General features: G+C 68.8%; 16 protein-coding genes. 9 read left to right on the top strand and 7 right to left on the bottom strand.

What is annotated here, in order from left to right:
* The first annotated feature begins 16 nt into the window (after window positions 1-16).
* Genes purE through AC07OY_RS24660 form a run of 4 tightly spaced genes read left to right on the top strand, consistent with a single transcriptional unit; the run spans window position 17 to window position 3,618 of the window.
* Window positions 17-481, top strand: a complete 465-nt coding sequence (gene purE, locus AC07OY_RS24675) for a 5-(carboxyamino)imidazole ribonucleotide mutase (RefSeq protein ID WP_495045510.1) — start codon at window positions 17-19, stop codon at window positions 479-481.
* Window positions 481-1,644, top strand: a complete 1,164-nt coding sequence (locus AC07OY_RS24670) for a 5-(carboxyamino)imidazole ribonucleotide synthase (protein ID WP_495045234.1) — start codon at window positions 481-483, stop codon at window positions 1,642-1,644. The genes purE and AC07OY_RS24670 overlap by 1 nt, the downstream gene beginning before the upstream one ends.
* Window positions 1,644-2,630 (top strand): L-threonylcarbamoyladenylate synthase, encoded by a 987-nt coding sequence (locus AC07OY_RS24665; RefSeq protein ID WP_495045233.1) that lies wholly within the window; start codon window positions 1,644-1,646, stop codon window positions 2,628-2,630. The genes AC07OY_RS24670 and AC07OY_RS24665 overlap by 1 nt, the downstream gene beginning before the upstream one ends.
* 34 nt (window positions 2,631-2,664) lie before the next feature.
* A complete protein-coding gene (locus AC07OY_RS24660; protein ID WP_495045232.1) occupies window positions 2,665-3,618 on the top strand; it encodes an SGNH/GDSL hydrolase family protein in 954 nt (317 codons plus the stop codon).
* Window positions 3,619-3,648: 30 nt separating this feature from the next.
* Here AC07OY_RS24660 and AC07OY_RS24655 read toward each other — a convergent pair whose 3' ends face one another.
* Together AC07OY_RS24655 and AC07OY_RS24650 are read right to left on the bottom strand one after the other, a co-directional pair.
* On the bottom strand, window positions 3,649-5,391 hold the full coding sequence (locus AC07OY_RS24655) for a long-chain-fatty-acid--CoA ligase (protein WP_495045231.1): 1,743 nt from the start codon (window positions 5,389-5,391) through the stop codon (window positions 3,649-3,651).
* Between the two features lie 105 nt (window positions 5,392-5,496).
* The gene (locus tag AC07OY_RS24650; protein WP_495045230.1) at window positions 5,497-6,174 is read right to left on the bottom strand and encodes a DUF8198 family protein; all 678 of its coding nucleotides are present in this window, start codon (window positions 6,172-6,174) and stop codon (window positions 5,497-5,499) included.
* A 35-nt stretch (window positions 6,175-6,209) separates the two neighbouring features.
* Between AC07OY_RS24650 and AC07OY_RS24645 the strand changes: the two genes are divergently transcribed.
* Entirely contained in the window at window positions 6,210-7,082 is an 873-nt protein-coding gene (locus tag AC07OY_RS24645; protein WP_495045229.1) for an esterase/lipase family protein, read from the top strand.
* Here AC07OY_RS24645 and hppD read toward each other — a convergent pair.
* A complete protein-coding gene (gene hppD / locus AC07OY_RS24640) occupies window positions 7,034-8,173 on the bottom strand; it encodes a 4-hydroxyphenylpyruvate dioxygenase (protein WP_495045228.1) in 1,140 nt (379 codons plus the stop codon). The genes AC07OY_RS24645 and hppD overlap by 49 nt on opposite strands.
* Window positions 8,174-8,293: 120 nt before the next feature.
* Here hppD and AC07OY_RS24635 point away from each other — a divergent pair, with 120 nt between their 5' ends.
* The 3 genes from AC07OY_RS24635 to AC07OY_RS24625 all read left to right on the top strand — a co-directional run bounded on the left by AC07OY_RS24635 (window position 8,294) and on the right by AC07OY_RS24625 (window position 10,030).
* Window positions 8,294-8,776, top strand: a complete 483-nt coding sequence (locus AC07OY_RS24635; RefSeq protein ID WP_495045227.1) for an Lrp/AsnC family transcriptional regulator — start codon at window positions 8,294-8,296, stop codon at window positions 8,774-8,776.
* 32 nt (window positions 8,777-8,808) lie between these two features.
* Window positions 8,809-9,324 (top strand): RNA polymerase sigma factor, encoded by a 516-nt coding sequence (locus AC07OY_RS24630; protein WP_495045226.1) that lies wholly within the window; start codon window positions 8,809-8,811, stop codon window positions 9,322-9,324.
* Window positions 9,325-9,388: 64 nt separating this feature from the next.
* Complete coding sequence (locus AC07OY_RS24625; protein WP_495045225.1) at window positions 9,389-10,030, top strand: PEP-CTERM sorting domain-containing protein; 642 nt, start codon at window positions 9,389-9,391, stop codon at window positions 10,028-10,030.
* A 124-nt stretch (window positions 10,031-10,154) separates the two neighbouring features.
* On the opposite strand, the gene AC07OY_RS24620 is transcribed toward AC07OY_RS24625, so the two are convergent.
* The 4 genes from AC07OY_RS24620 to AC07OY_RS24605 form a co-directional block, all read right to left on the bottom strand.
* Window positions 10,155-10,997: an HDOD domain-containing protein gene (locus AC07OY_RS24620; protein WP_495045224.1), complete on the bottom strand. Its 843-nt coding sequence runs from the start codon at window positions 10,995-10,997 to the stop codon at window positions 10,155-10,157.
* A 308-nt stretch (window positions 10,998-11,305) separates the two neighbouring features.
* Complete coding sequence (locus AC07OY_RS24615) at window positions 11,306-11,542, bottom strand: hypothetical protein (protein WP_495045223.1); 237 nt, start codon at window positions 11,540-11,542, stop codon at window positions 11,306-11,308.
* Between the two features lie 68 nt (window positions 11,543-11,610).
* On the bottom strand, window positions 11,611-11,802 hold the full coding sequence (locus AC07OY_RS24610; RefSeq protein ID WP_495045222.1) for a hypothetical protein: 192 nt from the start codon (window positions 11,800-11,802) through the stop codon (window positions 11,611-11,613).
* Window positions 11,803-12,115: 313 nt separating this feature from the next.
* Entirely contained in the window at window positions 12,116-12,694 is a 579-nt protein-coding gene (locus AC07OY_RS24605; RefSeq protein ID WP_495045221.1) for a hypothetical protein, read from the bottom strand.
* A gap of 138 nt (window positions 12,695-12,832) precedes the next feature.
* Here AC07OY_RS24605 and AC07OY_RS24600 point away from each other — a divergent pair, with 138 nt between their 5' ends.
* A complete protein-coding gene (locus tag AC07OY_RS24600; RefSeq protein WP_495045220.1) occupies window positions 12,833-13,270 on the top strand; it encodes a nuclear transport factor 2 family protein in 438 nt (145 codons plus the stop codon).
* The last annotated feature ends 4 nt before the right edge of the window (window positions 13,271-13,274 follow it).

Below are 13,274 nucleotides of genomic sequence, written 5' to 3'. Positions count from 1 at the left end.
CGTCGTCGGCATCGTCATGGGCTCCAGCAGCGACTGGGAGACGATGAAGCTGGCGGCCGAGATTCTGACCGAGTTCGGTGTCGCCTTCGAGGCACGGGTCGTGTCGGCACACCGCATGCCCGACGAGATGTTCGCCTATGCCGAGGCCGCATCCGGCCGCGGGCTCAGGGCCATCATCGCCGGCGCCGGCGGCGCCGCCCACCTGCCGGGCATGCTGGCCGCCAAGACGACGGTGCCCGTCCTCGGCGTGCCCGTCGCCAGCCGCCATCTGCAGGGCGTCGATTCCCTGCACTCCATCGTGCAGATGCCCAAGGGCATCCCGGTCGCCACCTTTGCCATCGGCAATGCCGGGGCGGCCAATGCGGCGCTGTTCGCGGTCGCCATGCTGGCCACCGGCGACGCGGCCCTGCTGGACAAGCTGAACGCGTTTCGGGTGAAACAGACGGAAGTTGCCCGCGCGATGAGCGAGGAACTGCGCTGATGACGCCCTTGCTCCCCGGCGCCGCGACCCTCGGCGTTCTCGGTGGCGGCCAGCTCGGCCGGATGTTCGTCCATGCGGCCCAGGCCCTGGGCTATCGCTGCATCGTGCTGGACCCCGATGCCATCAGCCCGGCCGGCGCCGTGGCCGAGAAGCACATCCAGGCGGACTACCTCGACCACCTCGGCCTGGCCCAGCTCGCCCGCGACTGCGACGCCATCACGACCGAGTTCGAGAACGTGCCGGCCCTGGCCCTGGACACCCTGGCCGGCATGCGCACCGTCGCGCCCTCGGGCGCGGCCGTCGCCGTCTGCCAGGACCGTGCCGTCGAGAAGGCGCATTTCGAGGCCGCCGGCGTGCCCTGCGCGCCGCATGCCGTCATCACCAACGAGATCGAACTGGCCGCCGTCGACCCCGGCCTGCTGCCCGGCATCCTGAAGACCAGCCGCATGGGCTATGACGGCAAGGGCCAGGTGCGCGTTTCCAGCACCGCCGAGCTGGCCCGCGCCTGGGAGGACCTCAAGCGCGTGCCCTGCGTGCTCGAGCAGCTGCTGCCGCTTCAACGCGAGCTCAGCGTGCTGGTGGCGCGCGGCGCCGACGGCCAGATCGTCAATTTCCCCGTGCAGCAGAACCTGCACCGCGGCGGCATCCTGGCCGTCACCGAGGTGCCGGCGCCCGACGTGCCGGCCGAGGTCGACAAGCTGGCCGTCTCGGCCGCCCGCCAGGTCGCCCAGGCGCTGAAGTATGTCGGCGTGCTGTGCATCGAGTTCTTCTGGCTCGACGATGGCCGCCTGGTCGTCAACGAGATGGCCCCGCGCCCGCACAATTCCGGGCACTGGACCATGAACGGCTGCGACGTGTCGCAATTCGAGCTTCAGGTTCGCGCCCTGGCCGGCCTGCCGCTGCCCGATCCGCGCCAGCATTCGGCCAGCGTCATGCTGAACCTGCTGGGCGACCTGTGGTTCTCGGACGAAGGCGGCCCGACGCCGCCGGCCTGGGACCGCGTGCTGGCCCTGCCAGGGACGCATCTGCACCTGTACGGCAAGAGCGACGCCCGCCATGGCCGCAAGATGGGCCATCTGAACATCACGGCCGAGACGCCCGCCGTCGCCCACGCCGTGGCCCTGCGGGCCGCCGCCCTGCTGGGCCTGCCGACAGACTTCTGATGCTGCTGCTGCCCGGCAACGATCCCGAAGCCATCCAGGCCGCCGCACGGCGCTTGGCCGATGGCGAACTGCTGGGCCTGCCGACCGAGACCGTCTATGGCCTGGCTGCGCGGGCGGACGACGATGCGGCCGTCGCCAAGATCTTTGCCGCCAAGGGCCGGCCCGGCGACCACCCGCTGATCGTCCATGTGCTGGATGCCGCCGGCGCCGAGCCGTTCGCCGCCCACCTGCCCGCCATGGCGCGGCGGCTGATGAAGGCCTTCTGGCCCGGCCCGCTGACCGTCATCGTGCCCCGCCAGCCCGGCATGGCCGAGGCCGCCGCGGGTGGGCATGCCACGGTGGCGCTGCGCTCGCCGGCCCACCCGCTGGCCCGCGCGGTGCTGGCCGCGGCGCGGGCACTGGGCGTCGACGGCGTGGCCGCGCCCAGCGCCAACCGCTTCGGCCGCGTCAGCCCGACGCTGGCGAAGCATGTCGTCGAGGAATTCGGCCCCGAGCTGATGGTGCTGGACGGCGGCGCCTGCGAGGTGGGCATCGAATCCAGCATCGTCGACTGCAGCCGCGAGCGCCCGGCCCTGCTGCGCCCCGGGCTGATCAGCCGCGCCCGCATCGAGGCCGCCCTGGGCGAGGCCCTGGCCGACCCCGACGCCACCGCGCCCAAGGCCTCGGGCACCCTGGCCGCGCATTACGCGCCGCGCGCCCATGTGCGCCTGCTGGACGCCCAGGCACTGGCTTTACGTTTGGCCACAGGGGCCGCCAGCGGGGGGCTGGAGGGGGTGGCGGTATATTCACGCGCCCAATTGCCAGCCTGGCGTTGGCAGGCCATGCCGGCCGACCCGGCGGCAGCGGCCCACGAATTGTTCGCGGTGCTGCGAGCCCTGGATGCGGCTGGCGCCCGTGAGATCTGGGTCGAGGCGCCTCCGCGCGACCCCGCCTGGGATGGTGTGCGTGACCGGCTCAGCCGGGCCGCCGCCGCCTTCGAAGATTGAGTTTGTTGTTGTCTCCTGTCCTGAATTGATCGCCATGCAACGTGTTGTCTCCAAGAATCTGAAGCGCGGCCTGGCCGCGGTGGCGGCTGCGGCGCTGATGGCCGGCTGCGGCGGGGGCACCTCGCAGATCGAGCCCTTTGCGCCCACCCGCGCCATCGCCTTCGGCGACGAGAGCGGCGTCATCCTGCAAAGCGGCAAGAAGTACACGGTCAACGGCGTGAACGCCGACACCAAGCAGGTGGACTGCAAGTTGGGCCCGATCTGGAGCCAGCTGCTCGCGACCACGGCCTTCGGCTTCGTCTACCCGCAGTGCAACACCGACTTCGTGGCCCTGCCCCAAGGTGTCATGTATGCCACGCCGGGCGCCAAGGTGGCCGACGTGCGCGACAAGATAGACCAGCATCTGTCCAACGACCGCTTCGGCCCCAAGGACATCGTCGGCATCATGGTCGGCGTCAATGACATCGTCGAGCTGTACCGCCAGTTCCCGGCGCAAAGCCGCGACTCGCTCATCAACGAGGCCAAGGCGCGCGGCAAGCTGCTGGCCGACCAGGTCAACCGCATCGCCAATGCCAATGGCCGCGTCATCGTCAGCACCATCTTCGACGTCGGCGTGTCGCCCTTCGGCCAGAAGGAAAAGCTGCAGCAGACCGACATCGACCGCGCCATCTTCCTGAACGACCTGAGCTCGGCCTTCAACACGACGCTGCGCCTGAACCTGCTGAACGACGGCCGCCTGATCGCCCTGGTGCTGACCGACGAGTACATCCAGCAGCGCGTGCGTTTCCCGTCCATCGGCGGCTTCACCAACGTGACGGACGCGGCCTGCCGCACCGACGTGGCACCGCAGGACTGCACGACCGAGACGCTGGTGCCCGACGCCAGCGCGACGCAGTGGATGTGGGCCGGCGACCTGCTGATGGGCCAGACGGCGCAGCTGGACACCGGCAGGGCCTTCCTGTCGCGCGCCAAGAACAACCCGTTCTGACGCCGCCCGCCTGCGGCGGCCGCGTCAGCGTCAGGCCGTGTTGGTTCTGAGTTCGCGGCGCAGGATCTTGCCGACGTTGCTCTTGGGCAGCTCGTCGCGGAACTCGATGAACTTGGGCCGCTTGTAGGCCGTCATCTGCTGGTTGCAGTAGGCGGCCAGGTCTTCCTCGGCCAGGGCCGGGTCGCTCTTGACGACGAAGAGCTTGACCGCCTCGCCCGACTTGGCGTCCGGCACGCCGATGGCGGCGCATTCCAGCACGCCGGGGTGCATGTTGACGACCTGCTCGATCTCGGTCGGGTAGACGTTGAAGCCGCTGACCAGGATCATGTCCTTCTTGCGGTCGACGATGCGCACATAGCCGCGCGCGTCCATGATGCCGATGTCGCCGCTCTTGAAGAAGCCGTCGGCGCACATGACGTTGGCGGTCTCGTCGGGTCGCCTCCAGTAGCCGGCCATGACCTGGGGCCCACGGATGCAGATCTCGCCGCGTTCGCCGATGGCGACGTCCTTGCCGTCGTCGTCGCGGATGGCGATCTCGGTGGACGAGATGGGCAGGCCGATGCTGCCGTTGAAAGTGCGCTGGTCCAGCGGATTGATGGTGGCGGCCGGGGCGGTCTCGGACAGGCCATAGCCCTCGATGACCGGGCAGCCGGTGACCCTGAGCCATTTCTCGGCCGTGGCCTGCTGAACGGCCATGCCGCCGCCGTTGGAGATGGCCAGTTCGGAGAAGTCCAGCCGCGCGAACGCCGGCTCGGCGGCCAGCGCATTGAACAGCGTGTTGACGGCCGGGAACATGTGGATGCGGTGGCCGCGCAGCGTCTCGATCAGGCCGGGGATGTCGCGCGGGTTGGGCACCAGGATGTTGAGGTGGCCCATGCGCGCGCCCAGCATGAAGCAGGCCGTCAGCGCGTAGATGTGATACAGCGGCAGCGCGCAGACATTGGTGAACTGCATGTTCTGGTCGGGCAGCCGGGCCAGCATGGGCTGGAACCAGGCCTCGACCTGCAGGATGTTGGCAACGATGTTGCGGTGCAGCAGGGTGGCGCCCTTGGAGACGCCGGTGGTGCCGCCGGTGTACTGCAGGAAGGCGACGTCGTCGGGACCGAGCTCGGGCTTCTTCAGCGTCAGGCGGTCGCCGTGGCGCAGCGCCTCGTTGAAGCGCACGACGGTGCGGCCTTCGCCCACCGGCAGGCGGAACTCCGGCACCATCTTCTTCAGGTGACGCACGGCGAAGTTGATCAGCGGGCCCTTCCACCAGTTCAGCAGGTCGCCCATGGAGGCGAGCACGACATGCTTGACTTCGGTCGCGGCGATGACCTCGGACAAGGTGTGGGCGAAGTTCTCCAGCACGACGATGGCGCGGGCGCCCGAGTCCTTGAGCTGATGCTCCAGCTCGCGCGGCGTGTACAGCGGGTTCACGTTCACGACGACGAAGCCCGCGCGCAGGATGGCCGCGATGGCCACGCCGTACTGCAGCAGGTTGGGCATCATGATGGCGACGCGGTCGCCCTGCTTGAGCCCCTGGGCCTGCAGCCAGGCGCCGAGCTGCAGCGACAGCTGGTCCATCTCCGAGAAGCGCATGCGCTGGCCCATGCAGATGGCGGCGTCGCGCTGGGCATGCTTGCGGAAGGCCTCGTTCAGCAGCTCGACCAGGGAGCCATAGACGCTGGTGTCGATCTGGGCCGGCACGCCGGCCGGATAGCTGGCCAGCCAGGGCTTGTCACGCGAGCTCAGCACGGGAGCGTCATCAAGGGCGGCAACGGCGGCGGTCATCGGCAGGCCTCGGCGAGAGAAGGTCTCCGATCTTGAGTTCCCGCGTGTAACCCGGCTAGGGGACTTGCCCTATGAGCGCAAGTCGCGCCGGTGACAGGGCGCAGCTCAGCCGCCGTTGAACAGCGTGAGGGCCAGCGCCTCCTCGCGCTGCTTCACGGTGGCCAGGAACTCGCCCGCGCCGCGCATGGCCTTGAAGGTGTCGAAGCCGCTTTCGAGAAAGGCCTGCAGGGCACCCAGGCCGGCCATCTGGGCCGGGCCGCGCATCAGCCTCAGGGTCTGGCGCAGCAGGGGCTTGCGGGTCAGCTTGTCCAGCGACTGGCCCACCGCCATGGTCAGGTCGATCTGGCGCTGGCGCGAGGCCGGCTCGCCGCAGGCCCGCCAGGCGATGGCGTACTCGGCGAGCGTGATGTCATCGGACAGCAGATGCTCGGCCATGCGCGTGTCCAGGCGTTCGGACAGGGCGTGCAGCTTGGCCAGCTTGGCGACGGTGTCGACCACCTCCTCGGGGAAGAGGCGGGTCAGCGTCGGGATGACGCGGGCGAACTGGGCGTCGCGCTGGCGGTAGTCGTCGGGGCCATAGAGCTCTTGCAGGAAGAAGCGCGTCGCCGCCTCGTAGCGCGGGTCGGCGAGCAGGTCGGCATAGCTCTGGGCGAAGCGCTGCTGCTGCCAGGTCTTCAGCGCCTGCACGCGGGCTTCGAGCTCGGGGTCGGCGGCGCGGCGGGCGCGTTCGGCTTCGACGGCGCGCAGCTCCTTCAGCAGGGATTCGGCACTCAGATGATCCATGGGTCGGCGGAATTCTGCCCGCTTAGACTGGTCGGATGAATGGGAGGCTGCAGAGGATCTGGTTCATCGCCCGGCTGGCCGTGGCGCTGTGGGTGGGTTGGCGCTTCGGCGTGTTGTGGGGCGTGCTGACGCTGGGCCTGCACGCCGTGGTGCTGGCGCTGGGGTTCGCGCAGCTGCCGTGGGTCAACCGCGGCGCGGCGAGGCCGACCTGGGCGCAGTTGCTGCGTGCCTGGCGACGCGAGGTGGTGGCCAGCGAGCTGGCCTTCTCGTGGCGGCAGCCTTGGCGCGAATGGGCCGAGCCGGACCACTTGCCCGCGGGTGCGCAGACCGGCGTGCTGCTGGTGCACGGCTTCGCCTGCAACCGCGGGCGCTGGAACGGCTGGATGCAGCGGCTGCGCGCGCAGGGCACCGCCTTCGTGGCGCCGACGATGGAGCCGGCCTTCGGCAGCATCGACGACTATGCCGACGAGATCGAGGCGGGCGTGCGCCAGCTGGAAGCGGCCACCGGTCGCCCGCCGTTGCTGGTGGCGCACAGCATGGGCGGGCTGGCGCTGCGGGCGTGGTGGCGCATGCATGGCGCGGGGCATGCGGTGCCGCCGCGCGTCATCACGCTGGGGTCGCCGCATGGCGGCACGCGCATGGCGCGCTTCGGCCAGGGGCGCAACGCCAGGCAGATGCGCCTGGGTAGTCCTTGGGTGAAGGAACTCACCCAGTTGACCGATGTCGACTGCTTCTGGACGCCTTGCGACCAGATCGTCAACCCGGCCGAGACGGCCATCCTGCCGGGCTCACGCGCTCACCGGCTGGATGGCGTGGGCCACATGGGCCTCGTCCATTCGGAAGAGGCCTGGCAGTGTCTTCAGACTGCCTTGGCCGGCTCGTCCTTGAGCACACCGCGGCGGATCTGATCCAGCTCGATGCTCTCGAACAGGGCCTTGAAGTTGCCCTCGCCGAAGCCCTCGTTGCCCTTGCGCTGGATCAGCTCGAAGAAGATCGGGCCGATGACTTCCTTGGTGAAGATCTGCAGCAGCAACTCGTTGTCGACGCCCAGGTGGGTGGCGCCGTCGATGAGGATGCGCAGGCGGCGCAGCTCGTCGACGTTCTCGCCGTGGCCCGGCAGGCGCTTGTCGATGAGGTCGAAATAGGTCTCGATGGTGTCCTGGAACACCACGCCCGTGCTCTTCATGCCTTCGACCGACTTGTAGATGTCGGTCGTGCCCAGGGCGACGTGCTGGATGCCTTCGCCGTGGTACAGGTCCAGGTATTCGGCGATCTGGCTCTTGTCGTCGGAGCTCTCGTTGATCGGGATGCGGATCTTGCCGCAGGGGCTGGTCATGGCCTTGCTCTTCAGGCCGGTCAGCTTGCCCTCGATGTCGAAGTAGCGCACCTCGCGGAAATTGAAGAAGCGCTCGTAGAACTCCGACCATTCCTTCATGCGGCCACGGAAGACGTTGTGCGTCAGGTGGTCGATCTCGATCAGGCCATGGCCGGCCGGATTCGGGTCGACCGGCTGGCCCTGGGCGTCCAGCAGCGGCACGAAGTCGACGTCGTAGATGCTGATGTTGCCGATGGCGCCGGCCTTGGCGCCATGCTTGCCCTGCCAGCGGTCGACGAAATAGATCAGCGAGTCGCCGATGCCCTTGATGGCCGGGATGTTCAGCTCCATCGGGCCGGCCTTGTTGTCGAAGCCCCAGGCGCCCAGTTCCAGCGCGCGGTTGTAGGCGTGGGCGGCATTGTCGACGCGGAAGGCGATGGCACAGATCGACGGGCCATGCAGGCGCGCGAAGCGCTGGGCGAAGGAGTCGGTCTCGGCGTTGATGATGAAGTTGACGCCGCCCTGGCGGTAGAGCGTCACGCTCTTGTGGCGGTGCTTGGCCACGGCCTTGAAGCCCATGGTCTCGAAGAGCTTGCCGAGTGCGGCCGGGTCCGGCGCGGCGAACTCGATGAACTCGAAACCATCGGTGCCCATCGGGTTGTCCCAGGGAGTGAACTTGGCCATGCGGACCTCGCGCAAGAAAGCTTTGGAAGCTGAAAATTCTGCGGCGCGCTGGGCGCAGTTTTCATGCAATCTCGGGCGTCGACATTGGAATTTGTGCAGGAAAACTGCAAAATACATCCAATGGACGCTTCCATCGATCTCGATGCCATCGATCGCCGCATCCTGCGTGCGCTGCAGGCCGACGGCCGCCTGACCTATGACGCGCTGGCTGCCGAGGCCGGCCTGTCGTCGTCGGCCGTGCTGCGCCGCGTGCGCCGGCTGGAGGAAGCGGGCGTGATCGCGGCCTATGTAGCCCTGGTGGCGCCGGAGCGTGTCGGCCTGGGCCTGACGGCCTACATCAATGTCAGGCTGGAGAAGCAGACCGACAACCCGCTGCGCAACCCGCGCGACCTGTTCCGCGCCGCCGTGCAGACCTGGCCCGAGGTCGTCGAATGCGCCGCGCTGACGGGCGAGATGGACTATCTGCTGCGCGTGCTGGTGCAGGACATGCAGCACTACGCCCGCTTCATCAGCGACACCCTGCTGATGCACCCCAGCGTGCAGGACTGCAAGACCAGCTTCGTGCTGGAGCGGCTCAAGAACACGACGGCAATGCCGGTTTGAACCATTGACCGCGTGGCCGGTATTCACCGGCCATGGCCAGCCTGCAACCCTTCCCATCGCCCGACGCCGGCACGATGCTGGGCTGGCTGCCGCGCCTGCGTCTGTATGCCCGCGTGCTGCGCCGCAACCGCGAGGACGCCGACGACCTGGTGCAGGACACGCTGGAGCGCGCCTGGTCGCGCGCCGGGCTCTGGCAGGGCGTGGGTGACATGCGCACCTGGCTGTTCAGCATCATGCACAACCTGCACGTCGACGCCCTGCGGCGCGGCCGCCTGGACATCGTCGATCTGGACGAGCAGGTCCCCGAGATTCCCGTCGCCGCAACCCAGGCCGAACGCCTGGCCCTGCGCGATCTGCACAAGGCCCTGGCCGCGCTGCCGGAGGAGCAGCGCGAGGTGCTGCTCCTCGTCGCCCTGGACGGCATGGCCTATGCGGAGATCGCCCAGGCCCTGGGCATCCCTATCGGCACTGTCATGTCGCGGCTGTCGCGCGGCCGCGATCGCCTGCGCGGCCTGATCGCGGAGCCGTCGCGCCGCCCTCATTCCTAGGGGGCCGGGGAATACGCCGGCCCCGCCACCGTCCACGCAGCAAACCCTTTGCCACGGAGTTCCCATGCGCCTGCTCGTTTCCGCTTCCGCCGCCCTGGCCCTGCTCGGCCTGCCCCTGGCCAGCCAGGCCCTGGACGGCATCACCGATCCCCGGGGCGACTTCCTCGCCACCTTTGCCGGCAGCAGCGCCAGCCACGACCTGGACGTGCTGGCCGCCAGCGTCTTCTACAACCCGACGACCGACATCTTCACGCTGACGGCGACGCTGGATGGCGCCATCGGCAGCACGGCCACGGGCTTCTATGTCTGGGGCGTCAATCGCGGCGCGGGCACGGCGGGCTTTGCCAGCCTCGGCATCACGGGCGTGCGCTTCGACCGCGTCATCATCCTGCGTCCCGACCTGACCGGCACCATCGGCGGCGTCGGGGCCCTGCCGGCAGGTTCTGTCGCCGTCAGCGGCAATGTCATCACCGGCACCATCAGCGGCAGCCTGCTGCCCAGCACCGGCTTCACCAACAAGCTGGACTACACCTTCAACCTGTGGCCACGCGACGGCGCCTTCTCGGGCACGGCCGCCATCTCGGACTTCGCGCCCAACAACGCCAACTTCACGGCCACGCCGGTGCCGGAGCCGGCCGGTGCGGCGCTGCTCCTGAGTGGCCTGGGCATGATTGCGCTTGCTGGTCGCCGCCGTCTTCAGCGTTGAACGGCGGGCGCAGCGACGCCGTCCCTCAAGCGGCTGCCATGGAACTGGCTTTGCCAGGCCATCGGCAGCGCCCCTTGAGGGGGCCGGCGAAGCCGGTACGGGGTGGGCCCGTCCAGCGGCGCCGTCAATCGAACTCGTGAAGCAGTTTCAGCGCGTGGGCTTCGCTGAGGTTGAGCAGCTCGGCGATGTCGTGCAGATCGTCGGGCACGCCGGCGTCGTCCCAGCCGCGCGCGGTATGGCGGGCCAGGCGCACGGCCAGGTGGACGCAGCGCACCTGCGGGTCGCGGCCGTCTTTCTCGCTGGTGATGCGGGTCAGCAGCTCGGGCAGACGCCAGCGCCGCATCAGCGCCTGCTCCAGCTCGTGCAGCTCGATGCCCAGCACCTGGCGCTGGGCGGCCGTGCTGCGCAGATGGCGGTCGGCGTCCTGCAGGGTGGCGATCTTCAGGGCCAGGTCGGGTGCGTGCACCCACAGCAGCATCTCGGCGAAGTCATGCAGCAGGGCGGCGCTGTGGATGACGGCGGCGTCGGGGTCGGCGCGGTGGGCGGCAAAGCCCAAAGCGAAGCGTGAGGCGCGCTCGGCGCGCTGCATGACGCGCGACAGGCCCAGCAGGGCCTCATCGTTGTCGGCCAGCACCATCTCCAGCGTCGGCTGCGGGCCGAAGTCGCGGAAGAAGGGGGTGATGCCCATCAGCACGATGGCGGCCGTCACCGTCTCGGGGGCCGCCTGCAGGCCGGCGCTGCGGCTGCGCTTGAGCTCGCTGGCGTGGGCCAGCACCTTGAGCGTCATCAGCGGGTCGCTGGCGATCATCTCGCCCAGGCCGTGGGCGTCGACGTCGTCCTCGGTCGCCCGCATGTGCTCGAGCGACTCGGCGGTCTCGGACAGCACGGGGATATCAGCCTGGGCAAAGGCGTTGACCCAGCCGTCCAGGCTGGACAGGGGGGAGGTCAGGCGCAGGCGGGCGGACATGATGGTCCGATGCTAGGCCTGAGCGGGGCTGCCCGCTCGTCGGAGGCGGCCCCGTTTTGCCAACCATTTCGGCTTTGACGGCTGCTCGATTTCGGGCCGAGCGCCGGGCCGCCCCCAGCCGGCCCGGTTGGCGATGTGCTTGCCGGTTGATCCGGCAAGCATCGCCGTCCCCTCGGGGGCTGAGGCCGGACATGGTGAGTCCTGTGGACTCGCCATGCCTGCCGAAGCGCTGCGGCCTCTGGCCGCAGCGTGGTCCCGGCCACGCTTGCCGGCGTTCAACCGAAGCAAGCGTGGACGAGGGGCGCCTGTCAGAGCCTGCGCACCCCTTCCAGCTGGGCGGTCAGCTTGCCGTCGATATAGAGCGCCCCTTCGGGCGCGCCGGCTTCGGCATAGAACTCCAGATGGCTGCGGGCCTTGCGCCGGCGGTAGGCCGGCGAGAACACCAGGCGGATGGCGCGGGCGGCGCGCTTGATGCGCTTGAAGCGCAAGGCCCAGGCGTCGTGGGTTTCGGCGGCGTCGGGGCCGCGCAATTCGATCAATCTCATGAGGGTCTCCTTGGCACCTGGCCGGCGGCCCTCATCACATGGATCGAGGGGCTGGCGGTGCGCTGTTGTCAGGGGCTGTCGTCCGGAAAACGGTCGCGCAGCAGGCGTCGCAGTTCGAGGCGGGCTTGCTGGCGCTGGGCATGGGCGCTGTGGGCGCTCTGGTGGGCACCGGCCTGGCGTTTCATGGCGGGTGCGACCAGTGGATTGCGCGGCTTCAGCGTCTTGATCTGCAGCGGGCGGGGGGAGGTGAATTGGGGCATGGCGTGCTCCGGTGGGTACCGCGCGGGGGCGGCGGGCAATGCGGCGGCGCGACCCTGATGGGCCTGCTTTTGGCATTCGAGGTTTGGGAGTGCCCGGGGCTTGCGCTCGAGACAAGCGGGCCGGGCGGTCAGGGGCTTGAGGGGTGCTGCGTCGCCGTAACGCTTGAGGACTTCTGCGTCACGACTTGCGCAAATGATAAACAAACGTTGCTCTTGCGCAAGCGGTTTTTATCCAACACCCCTAACGTTGAGGATGCGGCCGTCCAATGACGGATGCGTCGAACAGCGCGCAGGCGCTGTCCTCGGTCCGGCGTCAGCGCTTTTTGGGCTTGAGCGGGGCGATTCCCGCCTGCAGCTTGCGCCATTCGTCCAGCTCGGCCTGCGGGCTGGGGGCGGCCTTGGGCGCGGCACGGGGCGGCGCGGCGGGTTCTGGCGTCAGCACCTCGCCGAGCAGGTCCAGCAGCCGCGTGCGGGCGCGCTGCGGGTGGCGGCGGTAGTAGGTCAGGACCAGGCCGATGATGAAGCGCTCGTCATCGTCCTTCGGGAGGCTGGGCGATGCCTCGGCGGGCGGCGCTGCAGGCGCCAGGGCCGCGGCCATGCTGGTCAGCGGGGGCGGCGCAGCGGCTGCGCCGTGCTCCAGGTCCATCCAGCCCGGCGGCTTGTGGCAGAGTTGTTCGAACTGGCGCGCCAGGCGCTCGCCGATCTGGCGCGAGCGGCCCTTGATCTGGCTCCAGTAGCTGGGCTGGATCTGCAGTCGTTCGGCAAAGCGCCGCTCCAGGCCACGCAAGGTGGCGGCATCGGCATGTTTGACGGTGGCGCTGACGAACTCTTCGAACAGCCGCATCGCGTTGTCCAATCGGATCTGCGCGACGTCGCGGGGAGCGGCAGGCATGGCGCAATGATAAATGAGCCTTAACCAAGAGCATTTCACCCGTAGGCGCACGCCGACCGGCATGCGGTCGCAGTTCCTACGGTGGCCGCTCGCGTTGGCGCCCATATTGAACTGATCCCAACCGATCAGGAGATCGACATGCACAGCGCCGACACCACCCTCATCGCCCTCGAGAAGAAGTTCTGGCAGTCCATGGTGGACGAGGACACCGACACCGCCCTTGGCATGCTGGCCGAACCTTCGCTGATGGTCAGCTCCCATGGCGCCATGCAGTTTGACCATGCCCAGTACCGCGAGATGGCCGAGAAGGGCAGCATGGTCATCAAGTCCTTCGAGCTCAGCGACATGCAGGTCATGCACCCGAGCGAGGACACGGCCGTGCTGACCTATCGCGTCAAGCAGGAAATGGCCCAGCGCGACAGCGATGCCAAGCCGGTGGCCCAGGAGATGGCCGATTCATCGGTCTGGATGCGCAAGGACGGCGAGTGGCAGTGCGTGATGCACACCGAGACCGAGGTCGAGGCCCAGAAGAAGCCGGCCGCCAGGAAGACGGCCAAGAAGTCGTCCTCGCACTGAGGCG

This window comes from Roseateles sp. GW821-FHT09H10 (assembly GCF_059415865.1).
This window is presented reverse-complemented; position numbering and strand designations above follow the sequence as displayed.